18 protein-coding genes are annotated in these 24,003 nt (G+C 62.9%); all 18 read left to right on the top strand.

The window, feature by feature from the left end; all coding sequences use genetic code 11:
* Positions 1 to 198 (top strand): chemotaxis protein CheW (locus BW995_RS20920; RefSeq protein WP_407656344.1); only part of this gene is annotated, 198 nt, incomplete at its 5' end.
* 407 nt (positions 199 to 605) lie between these two features.
* Positions 606 to 800: a Flp family type IVb pilin gene (locus BW995_RS19915; RefSeq protein WP_076402191.1), complete on the top strand. Its 195-nt coding sequence runs from the start codon at positions 606 to 608 to the stop codon at positions 798 to 800.
* The gene (locus BW995_RS19920) at positions 797 to 1,345 is read left to right on the top strand and encodes an A24 family peptidase (protein WP_076402192.1); all 549 of its coding nucleotides are present in this window, start codon (positions 797 to 799) and stop codon (positions 1,343 to 1,345) included. Before BW995_RS19915 ends, BW995_RS19920 begins: the two co-directional genes overlap by 4 nt.
* A gap of 16 nt (positions 1,346 to 1,361) precedes the next feature.
* A complete protein-coding gene (cpaB, locus tag BW995_RS19925; protein ID WP_076402193.1) occupies positions 1,362 to 2,288 on the top strand; it encodes a Flp pilus assembly protein CpaB in 927 nt (308 codons plus the stop codon).
* 35 nt (positions 2,289 to 2,323) lie between these two features.
* A complete protein-coding gene (locus BW995_RS19930; RefSeq protein WP_076402194.1) occupies positions 2,324 to 3,808 on the top strand; it encodes a type II and III secretion system protein family protein in 1,485 nt (494 codons plus the stop codon).
* Positions 3,809 to 3,819: 11 nt separating this feature from the next.
* Positions 3,820 to 4,476, top strand: a complete 657-nt coding sequence (locus tag BW995_RS19935; protein WP_076402195.1) for a CpaD family pilus assembly protein — start codon at positions 3,820 to 3,822, stop codon at positions 4,474 to 4,476.
* 147 nt (positions 4,477 to 4,623) lie between these two features.
* Positions 4,624 to 5,844 carry an AAA family ATPase gene (locus BW995_RS19940; protein ID WP_076402196.1) on the top strand — a complete coding sequence of 407 codons (1,221 nt, stop codon included), beginning with the start codon at positions 4,624 to 4,626 and terminating at the stop codon, positions 5,842 to 5,844.
* Positions 5,845 to 5,857: 13 nt separating this feature from the next.
* Positions 5,858 to 7,219 carry a CpaF family protein gene (locus BW995_RS19945; protein WP_076402197.1) on the top strand — a complete coding sequence of 454 codons (1,362 nt, stop codon included), beginning with the start codon at positions 5,858 to 5,860 and terminating at the stop codon, positions 7,217 to 7,219.
* A 2-nt stretch (positions 7,220 to 7,221) separates the two neighbouring features.
* The gene (locus BW995_RS19950; RefSeq protein ID WP_076402198.1) at positions 7,222 to 8,196 is read left to right on the top strand and encodes a type II secretion system F family protein; all 975 of its coding nucleotides are present in this window, start codon (positions 7,222 to 7,224) and stop codon (positions 8,194 to 8,196) included.
* Complete coding sequence (locus tag BW995_RS19955) at positions 8,193 to 9,146, top strand: type II secretion system F family protein (protein WP_076402199.1); 954 nt, start codon at positions 8,193 to 8,195, stop codon at positions 9,144 to 9,146. Before BW995_RS19950 ends, BW995_RS19955 begins: the two co-directional genes overlap by 4 nt.
* A 152-nt stretch (positions 9,147 to 9,298) precedes the next feature.
* Positions 9,299 to 10,168: a tetratricopeptide repeat protein gene (locus tag BW995_RS19960; protein WP_076402200.1), complete on the top strand. Its 870-nt coding sequence runs from the start codon at positions 9,299 to 9,301 to the stop codon at positions 10,166 to 10,168.
* Positions 10,168 to 10,701 (top strand): TadE/TadG family type IV pilus assembly protein, encoded by a 534-nt coding sequence (locus tag BW995_RS19965; protein ID WP_139333021.1) that lies wholly within the window; start codon positions 10,168 to 10,170, stop codon positions 10,699 to 10,701. Before BW995_RS19960 ends, BW995_RS19965 begins: the two co-directional genes overlap by 1 nt.
* Positions 10,698 to 11,279 carry a hypothetical protein gene (locus tag BW995_RS19970; RefSeq protein ID WP_139333022.1) on the top strand — a complete coding sequence of 194 codons (582 nt, stop codon included), beginning with the start codon at positions 10,698 to 10,700 and terminating at the stop codon, positions 11,277 to 11,279. Before BW995_RS19965 ends, BW995_RS19970 begins: the two co-directional genes overlap by 4 nt.
* A 137-nt stretch (positions 11,280 to 11,416) precedes the next feature.
* Positions 11,417 to 12,991 (top strand): pilus assembly protein TadG-related protein, encoded by a 1,575-nt coding sequence (locus BW995_RS19975; RefSeq protein ID WP_076402203.1) that lies wholly within the window; start codon positions 11,417 to 11,419, stop codon positions 12,989 to 12,991.
* A 135-nt stretch (positions 12,992 to 13,126) separates the two neighbouring features.
* Complete coding sequence (locus BW995_RS19980; protein WP_076402204.1) at positions 13,127 to 20,098, top strand: beta-propeller fold lactonase family protein; 6,972 nt, start codon at positions 13,127 to 13,129, stop codon at positions 20,096 to 20,098.
* Positions 20,099 to 20,126: 28 nt separating this feature from the next.
* Positions 20,127 to 21,899, top strand: a complete 1,773-nt coding sequence (locus BW995_RS19985; protein ID WP_076402205.1) for a TolC family protein — start codon at positions 20,127 to 20,129, stop codon at positions 21,897 to 21,899.
* The gene (locus BW995_RS19990; protein WP_217696152.1) at positions 21,889 to 22,656 is read left to right on the top strand and encodes an efflux RND transporter periplasmic adaptor subunit; all 768 of its coding nucleotides are present in this window, start codon (positions 21,889 to 21,891) and stop codon (positions 22,654 to 22,656) included. The genes BW995_RS19985 and BW995_RS19990 overlap by 11 nt, the downstream gene beginning before the upstream one ends.
* On the top strand, positions 22,653 to 24,002 hold the full coding sequence (locus BW995_RS19995; protein ID WP_084195034.1) for an efflux RND transporter periplasmic adaptor subunit: 1,350 nt from the start codon (positions 22,653 to 22,655) through the stop codon (positions 24,000 to 24,002). Before BW995_RS19990 ends, BW995_RS19995 begins: the two co-directional genes overlap by 4 nt.
* The last annotated feature ends 1 nt before the right edge of the window (position 24,003 follow it).

A 24,003-nucleotide genomic window follows, 5' to 3' on the forward strand; every position in this document is an offset into this window, starting at 1 on the left:
GCCGACCGGGTGTTCGAGGTGACGGCGCTGGACCAGACCAACGTTGAGCCACCGCCCGATATCGGCATGGCATGGCAATCGCAGGCGGTGATCGGACTGGGGCGGCGGAACGGGGCACTGGTGATCGTGCTGGACGTCAACAGCCTGTTTGATGCCGATGACCTGCCGGCAGCCTTGCTGCAGCACGGGGGACAGTAACCCTCTCCTGTCTTCTGACTGTCGGCCCGTTCCCGCCCACCGGGGAGAGCGGACCGCGCAGCATCACAGGACACGACAGGGGAAGGAGGATGGCGGACGGTCGTCTGCACCTGCCCGGGGCCTTCGGCCCCGATCCTCCACATGGGATGATGCTCCCCATTTTTTCTTTCACGATCAAATTCATGACATGCCGGGCCTGACGGCCCAAGCGAGGTGTGGAGCTGCGCTCCACGGCCCTCAACAACCCTTGGATTCATTTGCGGACGAAGGCTTTTGCCACTGCCTTAATCGTTCTTAATGATTGGCCGGTTGTCGCAAGTTGATAACGACTATTAATATCGATCCACAAGCGGACTATCTTCCCGGGGATTTCTCCCCTCATTCCCAGTGTGATCGAGGAGCCTTTCATGCGCGCGTCCTGGAAAGCTTTTTTGCAAGACGAAAGCGGCGTCACCGCCATTGAATACGGTATTCTGGCAGCATCAATGGCTGCGGCGATCGGCCTGATTTTCGGGTCGGACGGTGTGTTCATCACCGCCCTGAAAGATCGTTTCCAGAGCATCGCCAATCAGATTACCACGACCAACAACAATGCCAAATGACGGCTCCCCTGTCTGGTCTGGTGATGCTGTTGTTGCTCTGGGCGTCGGTCAGGGACCTGCTGTATCGCAAGATTGGAAACCGGCTGGTGCTGGTGCTGGCCGTGTTGTGGCTGGGCGAGGCTGGATGGCTGGCGATGTGGGACAGTGCGATTGCTCCACAGGTTCTGCATCACGCGCTGCTGTCCCTGCCGGGGGCCGCAGCGGTTCTGGCGGTGGGCTTCGTCCTGTTCCGTCTGGGGTTTGTGGGGGCTGGCGACGTCAAGCTGGTTGCGGTCCTGTGCCTGTGGGTCGGTGCGCCGATGCAGTCGGCCTTTCTGATCGTCACCTCGCTGGCGGGCGGGTTGCTGGTGCTGTGCATGCCGCTATTGCGGGCGCTGGAATCCTGGCTGGCCTGCCTGTGGTGGTCGTGGAGTCAGCGTATTCCGGCGTTGCACGGCATTTCCGTGCCGCATTGCCTGTCAGACAGCCCCGCTCCGGGCATTCCCTACGCCCCGGCCATCGCCCTTGGTGCCGCCTTTACCCTCAATTTTCCGGCTCATTCCTGAAATCGCAAGGCGTGCCATGAAAAAGAATTCCATCTTCCTGCTGGCTGGAGCCTTTGTTCTTGCGATCGGTGTCGCCCTGCTGGCCCGCACGCTGCTGACGCCGCCACCGCCGCCGGTGGTTGCCAAGGTGGAAACGCGACCCGAACCGCCGCCGCCACCTTCGCGCAAGGCAATTCTGGTGGCGACCCGTGACCTGCATCCCGGTGAGTTCATTGATGGCTCGCACATGGACTGGCGCGAGGTGGAGGACAATCCCAGCCGTAGCCTGTACTTCATCAAGGGGGCCGATCAGCAGGAGACGCTGTATGGAGCCACCGTGCGCCAACCGGTCGAGGCTGGTCAGCCACTGACCGTCAGCGTGGTTGTCCGTCAGGGTGAACCAGGCTTTCTGGCAGCGCTTCTCAAGCCCGGGATGCGTGCCGTTTCCATCCCCACCAGTCGGATGGAAAGCAATTTCGGTCTGGTGTCCTCGGGCGACCGGGTTGACGTGATCCTTGGCCTGAAGCGTGAGGACAGCCTCACTGTCGCCTCGGAGGGTGCCTCTGCTCCCAATCTGGCGGCGCAGACCATTCTGCGCGATGTCCGGGTGCTGGCCCTGAACAATCAGGCCCGTGGTGAGATGTATGTCCGCCCGGAGGAGGACGCCAAGGACAGTGGACGCAGGACCGGTGGCGGCACGACAACGTTCGAGACCGTAACGCTGGAAGTAACCCCCGCCGATGCCGAGAAACTGGCGGTTGCCAAGGAAGTTGGCAGTCTGCAACTGGCCTTGCGTTCGGCACGGGAACCCTTTGATCCGGAAGAAATTTTCCTGACCAGCGGCGTGACCACCCTGCGTGCGACCACCGATGTTTACGTCACCAGACCGGCGAGCAGCAGCACGGCCAGCGTTCAGGCCTTCCGGGGCAGCAGCAGCGAATCCATCACCCTCTCGGGACGGTAAAACCGCTCCGTCGCGCGAAAACGGAAAAACGCAGAATGACCTTTATTCCGAAGCAGTCCAGAGCGGTCGGCCCGTTGCTGGCCGTGCTCCTGCTGGTGCCTGGCCAGCCGGTTTCGGCGCAGAACACCCCTGCCACCGTCGGCGGACGCTCGATTGATCCAGCCCTTGCGTCCTTTCGTGAAGTCAGGACATCGCAAGAGGTTCCCCTGTTCGTGAAACAGGGGCGTCTTTTGCAATTGCCTGCGGCTGCGGCAAAAATCATGGTTGCCGACCCCAAGGTCGCCAGCTTTCAGGTGCCCTCACCGGACAGCGTGTTCGTCTTTGCCGAAAGTGCCGGGACCACCAGCCTGTATGCGCTGGATGCATCGGACAGGGTGATTGCCGCCATGCGGCTGACAGCCACTTATGATCTGGACAACCTGCGCCAGCAGGTGGAGTCCGAAATCACCGGTGCCCGGATTGAACTGATCCCGGCGGCGGGCAACGGGCTGATCGTGCGAGGCATGGTCAAGACACCTATCGAAGCCCGGCAGGTGATTGCCGCCATTTCCGCCGCCGTCGGAGCCACTGACGACGCAACCGCAGCGCCAGCAGGGGGCGGTGGTGGCGGTGGCGGTGGCGGCGGGGCAGGTGGCGGTGGGAGTGAGCCGCCGCGGATCATCAACCAGTTGAAGGTCGAGCTTTCCGCGCAGGTAAACATCCGCGTCCGGGTGGTGGAAGTCTCTCGCAGCCTGTCGCATCAACTGGGCTTTAACTGGGATACCGTGCTCAACGACGGCAAATTCCGCATCTCCACCGGCAATACGTCAACGCTGTTTGATGCCACCAACGCCGTCTCGACCGCCAGCCCATCGGCGGCTACCACTGCCGCAGGGCAACTGGTGCGGTCCGAGAACTCGTTCGGCTACGTTAACGGCGACCTGACGGGTCTGCTCAAGGCCCTCAACGAAGAGGGGTTGGCCACCCTGCTGGCCGAACCGAACCTGACCGCGATGTCGGGTGAAACCGCTGGCTTTGCTGCTGGTGGCGAGGTGCCGATCGTGGTGATCACCAACAACAACGTCAATATCGACTTCAAGTCGTACGGCGTGATCATGCGGATGACGCCCACCCTGTTGTCGCCCAACCGCATCAGCCTGCACATCGCGCCCGAGGTCAGTGACCTGTCTGACGAAGGGTCGGTGACGCTGGATACCGGATCGGTCATTCCCGCGTTCAAGGTCCGCCGGGCCGACACCACCATCGAACTGGCCAGCGGACAAAGTTTTGCGCTGGCAGGCATGCTGCGCAGCAATCAAAGCCAGCAGGTCCGCAGTGTTCCGGGGCTGAGTCAGGTTCCCTTGCTGGGGCATCTGTTCAACAGCGAGAGCAGCAGTCAGGAAGACACCGAACTGGTGATCATCGCCACTGCCTATGTGGTCGAACCGGTCCGGGAAGGCGATCTGCAAACCCCGGGCAAGGGCCTGCCGGTGCTGGATGCGATGATGCCCCCCAGCGCCAGCGCTGGCTATCTGTATTGAAGGAGGCCTGAATGCCTTGTCACACCCGGCTTGCACTGGTCGTTGCCGTCCTGACCATCCCCCTGTCAGCCTGCACCCAGGAACTGAACTCTGTTCGTGCCGACATGTTCGCCAACCCGCCCCAGCCCGGCATCGAGGTCAAGCCATCGGCGGTGAGCCTGAACCTGCGCACGACACCGGCCGGTCAGAGCTTTACCCCGGAGTCCCTGAAAAAGCTGAATGAATTGCTGAACCGGCAGGGGCGTCTCGGCAATCAGACCATCACCCTGTTGCCCTATACCCCGGCTGGCGGGCACATCGCAGAACGGCTGTCGCAGGTTCTGACCGAACGCGGGCTGCCGCCGTCGCAGCTGATCCTGCGTGACGATCTGCGCGATGCCGGACACAGCGGGGGCGATGACCTGATGATTGTTTCCGAAGCCATTGTCGCTGTGGTCCCCGACTGCTCCATCGCCGGTACGGACAGCTGGGCGGTCACACCCTATAGCGCCGTCGGCCCGCTGGGCTGTGCCAACCGGGCCAATCTGGCACGAATGGTCAGTGATCCGCGCGATCTGGTGCGCCCGCGCACGCTGGACCCGGCGGACGGCACCCGCGCCAACGCGGCCATCCAGCGCTACCACACCGATTCTGTGCGTGACCTCGTCGATATTGATTTCGACGATTAAAGCCTTTTCACGGTGACCGATGACGGTCACCGGCCCGGTAAAGCCTTTTCACGGTGACCGTTGACGGTCACCGGCCCGGAAAATGCAGCATGTAACGCGGAGAGCGTTTTCGCCCATCGTGAAAACGCTCCAAGGAGGAATGGCACCATGAGCGATATCCGCCCGATCTCCAACAGCAACACCGATCAGCCCTTGATTGGCACCGCCCTGTTCGCCGCTGACAGCGCGCAGGCAAAGGAATTTGCGGCCATGCTGGAACGCCTCGGGATCGAGAATGTCAGAGTTCTGCCCGGCGGTGGCAAGGCTGCGCTCGATTGGTGCCAGAACCAGCGGGCGGAGGTGTTGATGGTCGATCTTGACGGTGAAACGGCCCCCCTCAAGACAATCGCCGAACTGACCCCCCATTGTGAACCAACCTGCCAGATCATCGCTCTGGGAAGTCGCGCCGACATCAACCTGTACCGGGCCCTGTTGCACAGCGGCGTGATGGACTACCTGCAAAAGCCGGTTCAGCTTGACCTGCTCGCCAATGCCCTCGACCGGGCGCACAACGGCACCCATGCCGACTTTGCCCGCACAGGCCGCAGCATCGCTGTAACGGCTTGCGCGGGGGGATTGGGGACCAGCAGCGTCGCCGCTGGGTTGGCACAACTGCTGTCCACCGAGCGGCATATTCCGGTGGCGATGGTCGATTTCGATCGCCACAAGGGGGATCAGGGGGTGTTGCTGGGGGTCAGTGGCGATGCCGGACTGGCGGCGGCACTGGCAAACAGTGAAATCGACCTGCACCTGCTCCAGCGTGCGATGATCGACGTCAATCCCCGCCTGAAACTGCTGGCACAGGAACCGGCCTGGCAGGATCAGGAGGTGGTTGCCGACCACCTGCTGGCACTGGGAGCGACCCTGTGCCAATTGTTCAATCAGGTGATCTGGGATCTGCCGGCGGGATGGCCAACGGGGGTTCTGGATGTCCTGCGCCATGCGGAGGTGCGCATTCTGTTGACGGAACTGACCGTACAGGGGGCCCGCAGCACCCAGCGTCTTCTGGCCGAAATCGGCGATGAAAGTGATGGTCAACAGCTGTTGCTGGTCCACAATCCCAGCCATGGCACCCGGAACAGCATTCCCCAGGCACAGTTTGAAGACTACGTTGGCCATCGCATCGCCCTGACATTGCCCCATGTGGGAGGGGCGCTGGGCGACAGCCTGTTGCACGGTCCGATGCGGCTGGAGCGCACGCCCCTTTTGCGGCAGGGATTGCTGGACCTTGCCGATCTGGCGAGCGGACGCAAACCCCAGTCCCGTCTCTCCGCCCAGACCGGCCTGTTGACCCGCTTGAAGCAGGTCATCGGCCGCCGCGCGGCCTGAGGGGGAGATCGTCATGCTGATCCGCAAGACAGCCCCGCACCCATCCAGACGCGCCCCGGCACCGACGGTTGCCGCGCCGGAAGAGGTACAGACCGCTGCCAGCGCTGCTGGCCGTCCGCAACAGGCGGCAAAGCCGGAAAACGCTTCGACCGCCAACCGTCGCCTGCTGCGCGCCTTTCTCTATGACCAGATTGACCCGCTGAAGGCGGCATCAATGGGTCGTGACAAGTTACAGGCCCATATCGAGACGCAGATCCGCCGCATTTGCGATGAAAAGCGCTTGCAGGTGTCGCGCAACGAGGAAGAGCAGGTTGCGTCTGAACTGCTCGACGAAATGCTGGGGGTGGGACCGATCCAGCCGTTGCTGGCCGATGATTCGGTGAACGACATTCTGGTGAATGGTGCGGGCCAGATTTTTGTCGAACGCTACGGCAGGCTGGAGCTGACGCCGATCACTTTCCTTGATGAGGAACATGTCTTCAATACCGCCCAGCGCATCGCGGCCACTGTCGGCAGGCGCATCGACGAAGCCAATCCAATGGTTGACGCCCGCCTGACCGATGGCAGCCGTGTCAACATCATCACTTTTCCACTGGCAATCGACGGCACCACCATTTCAATCCGTAAATTCATGCGCCGCAACCTGACGCTGGAATCCCTCGCCCAGCGCAATGCGATGTCGATGGAGATGGTCGAAGTGCTGGACCGCGCCATGCGGGCCAAGCAGAACATCATCGTTTCGGGCGGTACCGGTGCGGGCAAGACAACCCTGTTGAATGCGCTGTCGCAAAAAATCGACGATACCGACCGCATCATCACCATCGAAGACGCCGCCGAACTGCAATTGCAGCAAATCCACGTTGTCCGCCTGGAAACCCGTCCGGTCAGCGCCGAAGGCACCGGCAAGGTGGACCAGCGCGATCTGGTCAAGAACGCCCTGCGCATGCGTCCCGACCGCATCATTCTGGGCGAAGTCCGTGGCGGCGAGAGCTTTGACATGTTGCAGGCGATGAATACCGGCCATGACGGGTCGTTGTGCACCGTTCACGCCAACACCCCGCGCGATGCCATCATGCGCCTTGAGAACATGGTGATGATGGCGGGCATGCAGTTGCCGCACGAAGCCATTCGCCGCCAGATCGCCAGCGCGGTCAACCTGATCGTTCAGGTCGAGCGTCAGCGCGATGGCATGCGCCGCATCGTGGCGATCACCGAGGTCTGCGGCATGGAAAACGACGTCATTCAGACCCAGGACCTGTTTACCTTCAAGGTGCGCTCGGTGGACACCACCGGCAAGCTGATTGGTGATTTCGTGCCGTCGGGTCAGCGTCCGCATTTCTACACCAGCCACTCCCACCTGTTTGGCGGACACTGAGCATGGAGGCCCTGCTCGACCTTGTGACCCTGCTGGTGTTCGTCTGCGCCCTGTGTGCCTTTTACGGGGTGCTGGGCCTGAACAAGCGCCGTCAGCGCGCCATTCTCAGCGCCGAACGTCTGGCCCGGCTGCACCGCACCACCAGTACAGCGGAAAACAGCGAGATCGATTCCATCCTGCGCGACATCCAGCAGGTTCCGTTTGCCGGGGTGCCGGTGTTGGGACCGGTGATGGAATGGGCATGGCTGTCGATCACCCTGCTGGGCTGGCGGAAAACCTTGCCCCTGCGTCTGGGCATGTCGGCACTGGCCGGGGTGTTGCTGGGGATCATGCTGGGGGGCAAGACACCGGTTCCCTTTCTGGCCTCGGCCATCCTCAGCGTGCTGTTTACCGCCGTCGGGTTCGTGCTGATGATGCGGCATGCCCTGGGCAAGCAGCATAAAGTCCTGCGGCAAAGCCTGCCCGAAGCGATCGACGCCATCAACCGCACCTGCCGTGCCGGGGTTCCGGTCAGCAATTCGTTCATTCTGGTCGCCAGCAACCTGAAAGGCCCGCTTGCCACCGAATTCCGCATCATTGACCACTGGCTGCGGCTTGGGGTGCCGTTGCGGCGGGTGATGCAGGATTCCGCCCGACGGGTGCCTTTGCCGGAATACCGCTTTTTTGCGGTGATCCTGATCATCAATCAGGAATCCGGGGGACGTCTGGGCGAGACGCTGGAACGCCTGTCGCGGACGCTGCGCGAGCGTCAGGAATTGCAGATGAAAATCCTTGCCAAAACCTCGGAAGCGCGCGCCTCGGCCAAGATCGTCGCTGCACTGGTGCCGGGGATGATGCTGTACATGTATTTCAACGCTCCGGCGGATTTCCTGTTCCTGTTCAGTGATCCCACCGGCACCACCGTGCTGGCCTATATCGTGGTCAGCGTCTGCCTGGGGCTGGGCATCATTCAGGTGATGGTGAGGAGGGTGCGATGACCTCGGTTCCTTTGACCTCGGCCTTTGGGTTGTTGTTGATCGGCTGTGCACTGATGCTGTTCGGGCTGTATGCCCGCAGCAATCACAATCCGCTGGCCGGGCGGCTGGGCGGTCACCAGCCGAAAGGCCCGGCTGAAACGCCGTCGCAGGATATCCTGCAAGACGATGGTGTGGCTCTGCCGCCGGTCCTGCGCCGCCTGCTGGGGCTGGCGGCATCCCATGGCGAGCGGCTGGCCGGAACCGCCAATGACCGCAAGCAGTTGCGCCGTCTGCTGGCCATGGCCGGACTGCGCAGCCCGGACAGTCTGGGCCTGCTGATGCTGGCCAAATACGGCAATGGCTTGCTGTTTGTCACCGCGATGCTGTTCGGGGTGCTCGACAGCAAGCAGCGGTTCGGGCTGACGGGCCTTGCCGGTGGGTTGATCGCCCTGTTCCTCGGGACCTTTCTGCCCGAGGCGTGGTTGAAATGGCGGGCCAGCCAGCGGGGCGGGGCACTGGCGCGCAGCGTGCCGGATGCGCTGGACCTGATGGTGATCTGTGCCGAGGCCGGTTTGCCGCTCGGGCGCGTGTTGCAGGTTGTGTCCCGGGAGTTGAAGCTGTCGGCCCCGGCTCTGGCCGATGAATTGCGCTACACCTTTGCCGAATTGCAGATCGTCAGTGACCGCTCCCGTGCGCTGCTGAATCTGGCCGAACGGTGCGGTGTGGCGGAAATCGAGAGCATGGTTGCCACCTTGTTGCAGGCCGAACGCTACGGTACCCCCTTGTCGCAGGCCCTGCGCACCATTTCCGAGGAAAGCCGCAAGATGCTGATCCTCACCCTTGAGGAACAGGCCGGAAAACTGCCCGCCAAGATGAGCCTGCCGTTGATGGCCCTGATCCTGCCGCCGATCATCGCCATGATGGGGGCCCCGGCGATGATCCGCCTGATCCGCGTTCTGACTGTCCAATAAGCAAATCCCGAGCAGATGGACCATCTGCGACGACGTATTTGCTAAACAACAGACCGGCAAATCCCGAGCAGATGGACCATCTGCGACGACGTATTTGCGTGAGTAACAAGCGATTCCAGTAAATCCCGACCGGCCCCTATCAGGAAATATCCATGTCCGTCATCACTGTTCCTTCGTTGCGCGCTGTTGCCCTGGTCGTGTGCCTGTTCACCGTCAGCGGCTGTGAAACCATGCAATCCCTGACGCCCACGCCGAAGGCCGTGACCAGCACCTCGAAGGCACCAGAGGAAACCATGCGTCTGGCACACATCCTGCGCGATGATGGCCGTCTGGCCGCGGCGTACGAGATCTATGCCGGTATGGACAAAAAGGGGCAACTGAGCCCGCGTGAACTGCTGGAATATGCCAGCGTGGCGGCCTATGTGCTGCCGCCGCAGGATGCCTTGCCGCTGTTTGTCCGGGCGCGGCAGCAACTGGCCAAAGGCGGCCAGCTTGCCGCCGATGAACGTCTGGCGGTCTGTCTGGGGATTGGCCGTGGTCGTCTGGCTCTGGGGCAACTGGAGGGAGCCGAGGAGTCGTTCCGCTGTGTGCTGGAGGTTGATGGCAACAACGTTGCGGCCCTGAATGGTCTGGGGGTGACGCTGAGCGCACTGGGCCGTGCCACCGAAGCCAATACCCTGTTGAGCCATGCCCTTGAGCAGGACCCCTCGAACTCTGCCGTCCTCAACAATCTGGCGCTGGGCAAGCTGGGGGCGGGCGATCCACAGGCCGCCATCGCCTTGCTGGACACCGGCAACGCCCTGCGCAGCCCGACGCTGGCGCTGAATCTGGCGCTGGCCTATCTGCTGCAGGACAACGAGGGGCAGGCGCAACGGGTGTTGGCACAGAATTTCCCCGGAATCCGCACGGATCCTTTGCTGGATACCCTGAAAGAGAGTGCAACCCGCATCCGTGGCGGCCAGTCGCCCGCCAGTGAATTGCTGGCGGCCAGCCGTCGCTCCCTGCCGCTCGAGACCCGCTGATGAGGCACAGACGTTACAGCAGACATCGCCAACAGGGCGTGGCAGCCGTTGAAACGGTTCTGGTGATGCCGGTTCTGCTGGCCGGGGTCATGATGCTGTTCGAGGTTGCGCGGCTGGTGCTGGTGCTGATCATCGGCAATCTGGCCCTTGAAGCGGCGCTGGATGCCCTGCGCCTTGATGGCGAGCTACTGTTCACCGATACCGGCAGTGTGGCTGAAAAAACCCGGGGCCGTATGGTGTCCGCCGCTTATGGTTATCTCGCCGCCGACGAAATCGAGGTCCGGGTGGTGAGCTATCCAAGCCTCGCCGCCTTTGGCAACGGCCTTGCTTCAGGGGAGGAGGAAGCCTCCGGGGAAGACGGGGAGGAGGATGACAGCACGGCCGCCAAGGGATACCCGATCCTTGAGGTCGAGGTTGACCTGACCCAGTCGTGGATTACCGCGCTGCCGGCCCTGCTTGGCTTCGATGCATCTTTTACCCACACCTATCGGCAGATTCTCGGGACACTGTACCGCCCGGCGGAGGCGTCATGATGCGGAACCGACTGGAACGCCAACGCGGCAATGCTCTGGTGGAAAGCGCCCTGCTGCTGCCGATCCTGCTGGCAGCAGGCCTGATTGCAGGCGACCTGTATGTGGTCTCGCGGGCGCGGGCCGATCTGGAGCGCAGCACCGCCGCGCTGTCTGCGATCATCGCCAATCAGGACAGCCTGACAGCGGCCGGGTTGGACAAACTGGTGGAGGGAGTGCTGGCGGGCCGCACTGACCGCTATGAGGTGTTTCTGGGGCAGGTCGGGCGCAATGGCGAGGTGGCCTGGACCCTGTCGGCAGGCAATGCCGAAGGACTGTGTCAGAACCCGCTGGAGAATTCTCCCTATCAGGACCCGCTGCCGGAACGGGACACCGAAGACACCTCGAACAGCGCCGCCATGATGGTGGTGCAGGCCTGTCAGCAAAGCGGGGCGCTGGGGTTGGGGACATTGACGCTGGAGAACGACACCTTGAAGATGGTGGCGGTTAACCGTATGCGGACACCCGATCTCGAGCTGGACGAAACCCTGCGGCAACGTGCCGGTCTGCCGGACGAGGACGATGAGGAATACGAGGAATAGGCGGGGTTCCGGGTCCGCCTGTCGTCCCGATTAAGACATCTTAATGGAACCTTCATTGTTGATATTGAGATGCATTCTTAATATTGCCGGTGACATCAACGACCACCATCCTCATTCTCCGGGACGCTTGATCCACCATGACGCATCGCCGCCACGGCCTGAGCCAGCGCAAGTTTTCCTGGCTGTTCGGTCGCAAACAAAACCAGCAAGGCAGTATTGCTCCGTTCATGGTGCTGGCGTTGACCGGCGGCCTGATGGCGGCGGCCTATACGCTGGATGCCACCCGCATGACCTCGGACAGCAGTCAGCTCAAGCGGGCGACCGATGCGGCGGCTTTGGCTGTTGCCCGTGAATATTCGGCCCGCCGCGACGATTTTGCGGCAATCCGTGACACGCTGGCCGACAAATACGTTCGCGCCAATCTGGGCCTGGACAGCGCCCTGGAAGAGGCGTTGAGCACCGTTACGGTCACTCAGGGCAGCAGTGCCGATGGCAATCCGACCTTTCAGGTCGAGGCAACCTTCACCAACACCCCGACCCTGAGCGGGAACGAGCCACAGGCTCTTACGGTCCATTCCACGGCGGAAGTGCGTGTTGCCTATACCGAGGTTGCTCTGGTTCTGCCGAATTCGGGCGAGCTGACCAGCGGCAACCTGTCGGCCTTGCGCCGTCTGGGCAAGAATTTTGCCGAGACACTGATCACCGATAACGTCAATACCTGGCTGGCCGTGGTGCCATTCAGCCAGACGGTCAATGTGTATGACTCTGCCCACACCAACCGGGTCAGGCAGTGGGCACGCAGTGATGCCATCCGCCCGGTCGAGCTGACCTCGCTGTTCCGCACTGGCTATACCGGACTGACCGATGCCCGCATGCCCGATCTGCGGACCAAGCGGGTCTGCCTGTATCGCGGCCTGAATCAGGGCGACAATTACTTCTGGGATCAGGCACCGGGCGGGCAGTTTTACATCCATTACCGCCATGACCTTCCCGAGAATGCACCGGGGTTTCCCTTTATTTCATGGCGTGGCCCCAACCCGGATTTCGGGCAGGCCAACGGTGTCGAGGATATCCGCAATATCGTCGCGGACAAGGGCTGCCCGGTCGCGCCCCTGTTGCCGCTAACGGATAACCTCGATGACATCAATGCCCGCTTTGACGCCATGGTTGCTGGCTTCAACACCAATCACGCCATCGCCCTTGGATGGGGAGCGATGGCGCTGGCTCCTGCCTTTCAGGGAGATGCTGGCTGGGGGGCCGAGGATGACCTGCCGCTTGATTTTGATGATGGCAGCGGCGAGCACATCAAGGCGGTGGTGATGCTGGTCAAGACCACCAAGGAGCTGTGGTTCGATTCTGACGCTTATAACAGCTACGTTGGCAAGGCTACCGATGGCGGCACCGGTGATGAGGTGATCACCCGACGGTTTGCCTCTCTGTGCGCCAGCATGCGCGCCCGGCACCTGCGCCTGTTCCTGATCGCCACCGGTGCCGACGAGGGCACGGATGACAACGGCGACCCGCTCGCCAGCGCCTCCCGCTTCCGGCAGGTCGCCGGCCCCGGATTGCAGGTCTGTGCAGAAAAAGACAGCGACCTTACCTGGATTTCGGCAACCGATTTTGCCGAGGCGGAGAGCCAGATTCAGGCCCGCCTGGATGAAATCGTTTCGGACCTGCGCCAGCAGGGCAGTTTCATCCGCCTGATCGAATAGCCGGTTTCCCCCACCCTTTCCCCATCCGTTGCCCCCCCGTACGAGGAAAACGCCATGTCTGGACATCACGCTTCCCAAAAGACGCCAAAATTGCCGGGGACACCCAAATTTTTGGCTCTGGCGCTTGAATCCCGCATGATGTTCGATGCTGCCGTTGCGGCAACAGCCGAAGCGGTGGCCGTTGCCGCCACCGACACGGCGCCGGGGGTTACCGCCACCGCCGAAAAACCGACAGCCACATTGAACGACACCGTCACCACCGCCACGGTGGACCTGTTCAGCGGGGTGACGGTCGCAACGGATACCTCCGGGACCGACAGCAGTCTGGGCACTCTGGTGGTGACTGTGGATCGCAGCGGCAGCAATCAGGCTCTGGTGGTGGATGGCACCACCATCACACTGGAAAACGGGGCGACGGGTGCGACCACCAGCAAAGGCTATGCGTATTCGGTTTCGACCAGCGGAGGGACGACCACCGTCACCATCGGCATCGCCGCCTCGGGAGCGAGCACGGCGAGCGATGTTGCCTCGCTGATTGATGGCATCGCCTACACGGCTCTGGACAATACGGTGGAAAGCGGGACCGTGACGGTCACCCTGAAAAGCTTGAGCGATTCCACCGATACCGCCAGCCTGGACATCAGTGCGGCGGTGACGGTGGACAACGACACGGTGGCGGAAAGCAACGATGCGCCGGTGGTGACTGCCACCCCTGCCACTGCTGCCTACAGCGAAGACAGCGATCCACTGTCCCTGTTCGCCAACGCCTCGGTTTCGACTGTCGAAAGCGGGCAGACCATCACCAGTCTGACCTTCACCGTCTCGGGGCTTGCCGACGGAGCCAGCGAAAGCCTGACCGTCGATGGCACCTCCATTGCTCTGGTGGCCGGATCGGGGACCACCAGCAGTGGTCATGCTTATACGGTCACCCTGAGCGGCACCACGGCAACCCTCGTCGTGTCCAGCAGTACAGGCATGGCGGCTGCCGACGCCGCCTCGCTGGTTGATGGTGTGACCTATGCCAACAGCGCCGCAACCCTGACCGAAGGCAACCGCGTCGTCACCCTGGCCTCGGTGCGCGATAGCGGCGGTACCGCCAATGACGGTCAGGACACCACCGCCTTGACCATTGCCGCCACCGTCACGGTTGAGCGGGCGGCACCGAACATCAGTGCTGAGACCGGCTCGCTGTCCTACAACGATCTGATCAAGGCAACCGCCGAGGATGGTTATACCAACCTGCTGGACGGTATCCGCGATGTGGTGGCGGTGGATGATCTGGTCTATGTGATCCGCACCACCACGGTATGGGATTCCAGCACCTTTACCGAGGTACCGGTCAGCACTCTCTATGTGTTTCAGCGTGCTGCAGACGGGACGCTGGCCCTGTCGCAGACCATCGACAGCACCTCGGTGAGTGCGTTGGTTGGTGCCACAGAAATCACCGTCTCGACCGACGGCACAACGGTTCAGGTGCTTGGCGATAGTGGTGTCGTACTTTTTGGCCGTACCAGCGATACCGGCGCGCTCACCGCGCTGGGCAGCATCGGTGCCGATGTCATCGGGGACCGGGGGGCGATCACCTCTGTTCTGGCGACGGGTAACACGGTTTATGTGACGGCTGGCGAGTCCCTGCTGGTCTTTACTCTGGCGCAGGATGGAACCCTGACCCTGGGGCAAACCCTCAGCGACGCAGGCACCGCAGGTGTGCAACTGGACGGAGCCAACAGTCTGGCCCTGTCGGCTGACGGGCAATGGCTGGTGGTTGGCACCTTGGGCGGCGGGACACTGGCCAGTGTGTTCAGGGTCGGAACCGATGGCACCCTGACCTTCGTCTCGGCGGCCTTGGGACCGGATGCGACGGCGGATCAAGCCTATTACACCTCTGCCCTTGCGCTGTCTGCCGATGGCAAAACCGTCTATGCCAGCGAATATGATGGCAGTGCCTATCATCTCTATGTCCTGTCTCTCGACGGCAACGGCACGCTTGCGCCCCAGTCGGTCCTCACCCTCGACAAGGCGGTCAGTGATCTGATCGTCTCGTCGGACGGGGCGGCGCTGTTCGTCATCGGAGCCAATGGCATTAAAACCTATGCCCGCTCTGCTGGTGGCACCCTGACCCTGCTGGGCGAAGCCACCACCTATGGCACCTATAGTCTGAGCGGCTTGAATGGTGCCTCACTCAGCGCCGACGGGACACAGATTTATCTGACGGGAACCTTTTCCTGGAATGCCGGCCTGATGGTGCTCGACCTCAAGCCGGCCGCTTCGACCTATAGCGAGGGAGGAACGGCGGTTGCCCTGATGCCCGCTGCGACCCTGTCCGACCCCCAACTGGACGCCGCCAATAACGGGGCAGGCGACTATAACGGGGCGTCGGTCGTCATTGAACGGCAAGGTGGAGCCGTCAGCGAAGACCAGTTCGGTTTCCTTGCTGGCGACGGTCTGACCTTTGACAGCGCCAGCGGCACGATCCAGCGGGACGGCCAGGCTATCGCCACCGTTACCCAGTCCGCTGGCAGCCTGACGATCACCTTCACCGCCAGCGTCAGCACCGCCGAGGCGCAAAGCGTGCTGCGCCGGGTCACCTATGCCAATACCAGCGATGATCCCACCCGCAACTCCAGTACTGCCGCGTTCACCGTCACCATCAACGACGGGACCGGACACCACGACAGCATGACCGCCGAAGTCACCCTGATCGGCGTTAATGACCCGCCGGTGATCACCACCACCGCGCAGACCCCCACCTATAACGCTGAAGGAGAACGGGTGTCCCTGTTCAAGGACACCTCCATCGACACGGTGGAGGCGGGGCAGAGCATCTGGCGGGTAATTTTGACCCTGGATGCGGTGACTGCAAACGATGTTTTGGGCGTGGACGGTGGCAAGATCAATCTCGACACCGTGACCAGCGGTACCCAGTCCACCGGCACCGGCCTCAGTTATTCGGTGTCTGTCGTTGATGGCAGGACCACCGTCACCCTGTACCTGATGAAATCGGCAAGCGAGGCCGCTGCGCTGATCGACAGCCTGACCTATGGCAATACCGGCAGCGCGCTCAACGGCACCCGCACCGTTACTCTGGCGGTGATGGAATATGCTGATGGCAACGTCAACACCACCACCATTGCCACCGCGCAGGCCGTTGTCACTCTTGCCGCCGCGACTGCGGCCAATACCGCCCCGACGGTCGGAGGCATTCCCCCGGTGTCCTATACCGAGCAGGCCGCCGCCATTCTGCTCGCCCCCGCTGGCACCGTTGCCGATGCGCAGATGGATGCCTTCAATGGCGGCAAGGGCAATTATGACGGTGCCGTGCTGACCATCACGCTGGGCGAGGGCCGCAGCGGTGTGGACAGTCTGGGCTTCACGGCAGGCAACGGGTTGACGCTGGAAAACGGTCGGCTCAGCAAGGATGGCGTGGTCATCGCGACGGTCACCAATGCCGATGGAGTGCTGACCATCACCTTCACCGACGCCAACGGGACCATTCCGACCACCAGCGATGTGCAGAACACCCTGCAGCAGATCACCTATGCCGACAGCAGCGATACTCCTGCCGCAACGGTGGCGGTGACCATCACTCTCAGTGATCAGCGTGGTCTGGTCTCCAGCGACGCCACGGTTTCCATCGCGGTCACCGGCATCAACGATGCTCCGGCGGTGACGCAAGACCCGGTGGCCGCCAGCGGCACCATTGACCTGAGCACCATTGGTGCCATCGAGGGGCTGGGAACCTTGACCGCTGCGGTCGTTTCGGCGGATGGCACAACGGTTTACGTCGCTGATGGCAGTGGTGCCATCGCCTTGCTTGTCCGTGATGCCTCGACCGGTGCCCTGACCTATGTCCGAACGTTTGCGACGATGACCGGCGGTGCGGGACTCAGCGATCTGGTCCTGTCCGCCGATGGCCGCAGCCTTTATGCCCTGCGGGCCGATGGCAACGCCCTTGTCTGGTTTGCGGTCGATGCCAGCGGCAGCCTGGCTCACCAGCAGACCATCGTCGATGATTACAGTGTTACCGACGGCAATCTGTGGGGGGTCAAGGATATCGCCGTTTCGGAAGACGGTGCCAACCTGTACCTGATCAACGGCTATAATGTCGTGACATTCAGCCGCGATCCCGCCACCGGTGCCCTGACCTACGTCGAGGCGATTGTAGGCAGTGCGTGGAGCGCCCCTTACCTGTGGACCCCGACTGAAATCGTGACTCGGGGCGATCTGGTGTATGTGGTCACCGACCCGTCTTTCAGTTCGGTCCTGATTGTTTACACCCGGGGTGATGATGGTTCCCTGTCCCTGCTGGCCCATACGCAAAGCGGGGCCTCAGCCTTGCAGGACATTCAGGAGATTACGGTCAGCGCCGATGGCGGGACCATTTATGTTGCCGGTGCCTCCACCATCAGCCGGTTCACCCTTGATGCCGAAAATGGCGTTCTGACCTATCAGGGGAACGTCACCACCACTCAGGGCGTGACCGATATCGCCCTGTCCGGCGACGGGCTGACCCTGTACGTCACGCTGGAGGGCGGCACTCTGGCCCGCTATGCCACCAGTGGCGACAGCCTGCACCTGGCCGACAGCCAGACGCTTGCCGGGGCCGGAGCGATTTCGACCACCAGCGGCGGGGTGATCGTCCTTGGCAGTGGCCTGACCTCGGTGCAGGAAAGCGCCATCACCCCCACCTATGTGATCGGTCAGACGCCGGTCTCTTTTGCCTCTGATTACAGCCTGTCTGATCCCGAACTTGACGCGGCCAACGGCAGCAACGGCGAGTATCAGGGGGCCAGCGTCACGGTCAGCGAGGCCAGCGGACAGGGGAGTTTCGGCTTTGCCAGCGACAGCGGCCTCAGCCTGAGCGGCGGCACACTGTCGCTGAATGGCACCGCCATCGCCACGGTGAGTTCTGCCAGCGGTACCCTGACCCTCACCTTCCTTGGCGGGGTGACAACGGAAACCGCCAATCTGGTGCTGCACAGCCTGACCTACGCCAATGAAGCGGCGACCGCCAGCACCACTGCCACCCTGACCATCACCCTGAACGATGGACAGGTCAGCGGGGCCGCCCGGACCGTCGGCGTCAGTGTCATCGAGATCAATGATGCACCGACCCTGAGCGCGACGGCGGCCAGTGGCACGATTGACACTGCCAACGGTGGAGCCGTCACCCTGTTCAGTGAGGCTGCCATCGACACGGTGGAAAGCGGCCAGAGCATCACATCCCTGACCCTTGTGGTTTCGGGCGTGAGCGATGGGGCCGGTGAAATTCTGGTTGTCGATGGTACCGACATTCCCCTGACCACTGGCTCGATCAGGACCACCAACGGCCATACCGTGACGGTTGTGCTGGTGAATGGCACTGCCTCCGTCACCCTCTCCAACACCTCGGGCATCGCCGTTGCCGACGCCCGGACGCTGGTGAATGCCATCGCCTACAAGGGGGCCGATACCGCCACCCTGACCGCTGGCGAGCGGACCATCACCCTGACCTCGGTGCGGGACAGTGGCGGTACCGTTCAGGGGGGCGTCGATACCACCACACTGTCCATCGCCGCCACGGTTCGTGTGGTCTATGTCAATGATGCTCCGTCGCTGGTCACCACTCCGGCGACGGGTGCCAGCCATACGGCAGGCGACAGGCCGGTCCTGTTGTTTGGCGGGACGGTGATTGATGCGGGCGAGAGCGAACAGGCCATCCGTGCCCTGACCCTGACGGTATCCGGTCTTCATGATGGTGATGGTGACGCCCTGATGATCGACGGCACCACCGTCGCCATGACCAGCGGCACCGTTACCACCGCTCATGGCCTGTCTGTTACCGTGACGGTCAGCGATGGCACGGCAACCGTTACCGTCTCCAAAGCGGCCGGCATGACCACCGCCGAGGCCGCCGCGCTGGTCGATGGCATCGCCTATGGAACCGTGCCGGATGGCACCATGGCCGTTGGTCAGCGTGTCGTCACGCTGGTTTCCATTCAGGACATCGGCGGCACCGCTGATAACGGCGTTGATACCAGCACCCTGACCATTTCGGCCACCGTTGATATCCCCGATGCAGCACCGGTTGCGACCACATGCGGCCTGTCGTTGACCGTCATTCCGGGCACCGCTTTCAGTACCACTCTGGCGGAAACCCTTGTGCGTCACCCCAATGGAGATGCACTGACATGGGCGGTGGACGGATTGCCAGAGGGGCTGTCGTTCGACCCGGAAACCCGCATCATCAGCGGAATGGTTTCTGCGACAGGCACCTATGCCCTGACCATCACGGTCACCGATTCCAATGGCGAAAGTACGGTGATTGCCGTGAGTCTGTCGGTCAGGGTGCCGACAAGCGACACGGCGGGGCCCTCACCGGTTCTCGATACCGGGAATGGCGGGAGTGCCGGACCGTTCCCCATGGGCAGCGCCCCGCAACCGGGAATGGCGGCAGAGATGACCTCTTCGGCCCCGCTGGCGGTGGGTACACTGTCGAATGGTTTCGGGGCAAACGGCTCCGCGAGAACCGACGCCGCCATCGCCGCCGCCCCCCTGTCGTTCCTGTTGCCGGTGGGCGAGCAGTTTTCGACCGCAACCTCTTTGGTCAGCGACAGTGCTTCCTCCACCAGTCCGCAAGCTGCTTTCGACCGGCAGGGTGATGTCTGGGTGGCGACTGTTGCCGCTGCAACGGCTGCCGGGAACGAGGTCAGGGTCAGCATTCCAGCCGAAATACAAGGCACGGCGGTGACGGTGAGGCTGGCCAATGGCCTGCCGCTTCCCGCCTGGGTGCGCTTCGACCGCTCCACCGGGCAGATCATCGTCGATGCCCGCCAACTGTCCCGGTTACAGCAATTGCGTCTGCAAATGCAGACCCGCGACGCCAATGGCGTGGCCCGTGACACGGTGCTGGAAATCCGCCCCGAGCCGAAGGTGACAGCGAGCGGGCGCACCCCCGATCAGACCATTGCCTCTGCCGAGACCACCATCATCCCGACACCAGCCGATCCTGCACCGCAGGCCGAGCCGCAACCGGGCCTTGCCATGCAGCTGGACGCCCCGCGCGGCCTGCTGGAAGAGGCGCGGGCGCTGCTGGCGAGCCTGACCGGTCACCGTCAGGTCGCCTGATCATTTCAAAGGGGAATACAGAAACACCATGACCCGCACCCGTCATTTTTCGCCATACCGTCCTTCCACCGCCCTGTGTCTGGTCGTCGGCCTGAGCGCCTTTGGCCTGACCGCCTGTTCGGTGACACCGGAACCGGTCACCCTTGACGAGCAGATGGCGCAGACCGCCAGCGACCGCCTGAAGATGTTTGCCGATCAGGAGCCGGTGACCGGCCCGATCAGCATCGACGAAGCAATGGCGCGGGCGGTGAAATACAATCTGCAACAGCGTATGGGGCTGATGGAAAAGGCCCTGGAAGACCAGATGCTGGACGTGCGCAGTCTGGACATGCTGCCCAAACTGGCAGCGCAGGCGGGCTGGAAAACCCGCAGCAACGAAGCCGCATCCTCCAGTGAATCGATCGAGAGCCGTAGCCAGTCGCTGGAACCATCCACCAGTCAGGACAAAAACGGCGAGACGGCCGGTCTGCAACTGTCGTGGAACGTGCTGGATTTCGGCGTCAACTATTTCGGCGCCAAGGCGCAGGCCAACAAGGCGCTGGCCGCCGAAGAGCGCCGCCGCCGGGTGATTGCCGACATCATCCAGCAGGTCCGGGTGGCCTATTGGGAGGCCGCCACCGCCGAGCGGTTGCAGCCCGAGGTCCGGCAGGCGATGGACGAAGCGAACATGGCGCTGGACCGCGCCCGCCAGACCGAGCGCGAACGGCTGATGACCCCGGCTGACTCCCTGCGCTATCAGAAAAGCCTGCTGGAAATGGTCCGCCAACTCGAAGCTCTGGACGGTGAACTGGCGGACGCCAAAGCGCGGCTGGCGGCGCTGATGAACATTCCTCCGGCCACCGACTACACTCTTGAGCCGCTGACCGAAAGCTCGTTTGCCCGTCCGGCGCTGGCCTATGGCCTCGACGAACTGGAAGCAACCGCGATGGTCAAGCGGCCGGAAATCCGCGAGGAAACCTATCAGGCGCGCAACGCCGTTCTGGAAACCCGCATGGCGCTGCTCAAACTGTTGCCGGGGGCCAACCTGTTTACCGGGGTGAATTACGACAGCAACAGCTATCTGGTGAACAGCAGTTGGGCTGATGCCGGTTTGCAGGTCAGCTGGAACCTGTTCAACGTCCTGTCCTATTCCCGCATTGAGGAGGCTGGCGAGACCCGTGAACAGTTGGCCGAATTGCGCCGGCAGGCGGTGCGCATGGCGGTGCTGACCCAGGTCAACCTGTCGTGGCAGCGCTATCACCGGGCGGAGCGCATCTTTGACCGCTCCAACGAGCTGGAACAGCTTCAGCGGGGCCTGTTGGGGCACAGCGAGAGCGCCTATGCCAGCAATGCGCAAAGCCTGCTTGAGCGAATCCGCACCCGCACCGAAACGGTGCTGGCAACCCGCACCCGCGATCGCAGCTTTGCCGAGATGCAAGGTGCCTATGGCGCCATTTATCAGGCCGCCGGTCTGGACCCCTTGCCGGAACAGGTCAAGGGTTACAGCATTGCGGACCTGAGCGGGGCCATCGCTGCCAACCGCGCGGCTCTGGCCCGGGGCGAGGTTGCTCCGCCGCAATTGCCGCCTGCGCCTGTTGCGGTGGCCAGCAGCGCCCCTGCCGTGCAGCCGGTTACCCTCGCGTCTCCTCCGCCCACCCCTCCGGCTCCTGTCGAGCAGCCTGCCGCCGCTCCGGCTTCTGTCGAGGTGGCAGCCACGCCTCCTGTTCCTCCGGCCTACCTCCTGCGGCTGGACATGTGGTCCCATCTGGGGTCGCTGGAAGGCGCAGAGTTGATCAGTCTGGATGGTCCCCATGTCCAGTAAGGTCGTGCGGGGGATGCACAGGATCGGGGCCTTGACCCTGATCCTTGCTGCTGTCCTTTTCGCCCCGGCCCATGCAGCGGAACAAGCTTCTGATGTTGAAATCCGGGTCCAGCTCAGCCCGATCCGGCAGGCGGTGTTGTCCAGCAGCATGGCGGGCAGGATCACCGAGCTGGCGGTGCGGGAGGGCGACCGCTTTTCCGAGGGCGACCGGCTGGTCGGGTTTGACTGTTCAGTGTATCAGGCACAACTCAATCGGGCCAATGCAGCCGAAAGCGGGGCGCGCAAAAAGCTGGAAGTGGCGCAAAGGCTGGAAAAGCTGAACTCCATCAGCCTGACCGATGTCGCTCAGGCGCAATCCGCGCAAGGGGTCGCTCGCGCCGAAATCGGGGTGACGCAGGCGATGCTGCGGAATTGCACCTTGACTGCGCCTTTTTCCGGTCGGGTCTCTGCCCGCAAGGTTCAACGCTGGGAATACGTGCCGGAAGGCAAGGAGCTGCTGAGCATTTATGACGACAGTGCCTATGAACTGGAGCTGATCGTTCCATCCCGCTGGCTGTCGTGGGTGAAATCCAACCTGACCTTCACCGTGCGGCTTGATGAAACGGGGGGCGATTATCCCGCCCGCGTCACCCGCATTGGATCGGTGATTGACCCGCTGAACCAGTCGGTGAAGGTCTTTGGGCAGTTGACCGGAAACACCGCTGGCCTGTTGCCGGGGATGAGCGGTGCCGCCCATCTGGAGCCTCCGGCGAAATGACGATGATGTCCCTGCCGTCCACCGATGGGGCTGCCGGGCGACTGGCTGTTCTGGTGCAGTTGGAGCAGCGCGCCCGCAGTGCGGAAACCCCTCAGGCGCTGGCCTTTGTGATGGTCAACGACACCCGGGGCCTGCTGGATTACCGGCGAGCACTGTTCTGGGATGCCGAAAGACGGACCCTGCAAGCCTGTTCCGGGTTGGTGGCGCTGGAACCGCAGTCCCCGCTGGTCGGGTGGCTGACAGCTCGGTGCCAGCACTGGCAGGGCAGGGAGGATGCGGCCCGCGTGCAGGAACTGAACGCCGCAGACATGGTTGCCAGCGATGCTCAGGACTGGGCCGAGCACGTCAATGGGCGGCTTTTCTGGCTGCCCATCCGCCACCCGGACAGGCGGTTGGCGGGGGCGTTGCTGCTGGACCGCGATCTGCCGTTCACCCCCGCCGACCTGTCTCTCCTGACGCTTTTGCTGGATGGGTACGGCCACGCCTGGGCCGCCTTGCATCGTCGCACCCGCAGTCGCCCACGGATCAACCCGCGCTCACGCCGTCTCTGGATCGGGGCGGGGGCCGCTGCCGTGCTGGCATGCCTGTTCCCGGTGCGTCAGTCGGTGCTGGCCCCGGCTGAAATCGTCGCCCGTGATCCTGCCGTGCTGCGTGCCCCGGTTCAGGCGGTTGTCGAACAGATACTGGTCCGCCCGAATCAGCCGGTCGTGACCGGGGAGCCGGTGGTCAGGCTGGACACTCGGGAATGGGAAAGCCGGCGGCAATCGGCTTTGCAGGAATTAACCGTCGCCGATGCCGAATACCGGCAGGCCCAACAGCAAGCCTTGTTCGACGACCGCAGCAAGGCCGGGCTGGCCACGCTGAGGGGCAGAATTGAGCAGGCGCGCGCGGATGTGGCGTTCATCGAAGACAACCTGTCGCGGATGACGATCACCGCACCACGGTCCGGCGTGGCCATCTATGACGACCCCAGCGAATGGATTGGCCGCCCCGTCGCGCTGGGCGAGCGGATCATGCAGATTGCCGAGCCCGGCGAGGGTGAACTGGAAATCCATTTGCCGGTCGCCGACGCCATTGATCTGCCCCCTGGTGCCGAAATCCGGCTGTTCCTGAACAATGCCCCGGCCTCGCCGCTTGGGGCAACACTGGACCGGATCGGATATCGTGCCAGCCCGACCGCGGACGGCATCATGGCCTATCGTGTCAGCGGCCTGTTCGTCGATGGCGATTCGCGGATACGGGTGGGGCTGAAGGGTACCGCCAAGCTGTATGGCGAGCGGACGGTTTTGCTGCTCTACGTCCTGCGGCGCCCGCTGACCGCCCTGCGCATCCATTTGGGCTGGTAGG

The organism is Insolitispirillum peregrinum (assembly GCF_900156605.1).
Taxonomy (GTDB): domain Bacteria; phylum Pseudomonadota; class Alphaproteobacteria; order Rhodospirillales; family Rhodospirillaceae; genus Insolitispirillum; species Insolitispirillum peregrinum.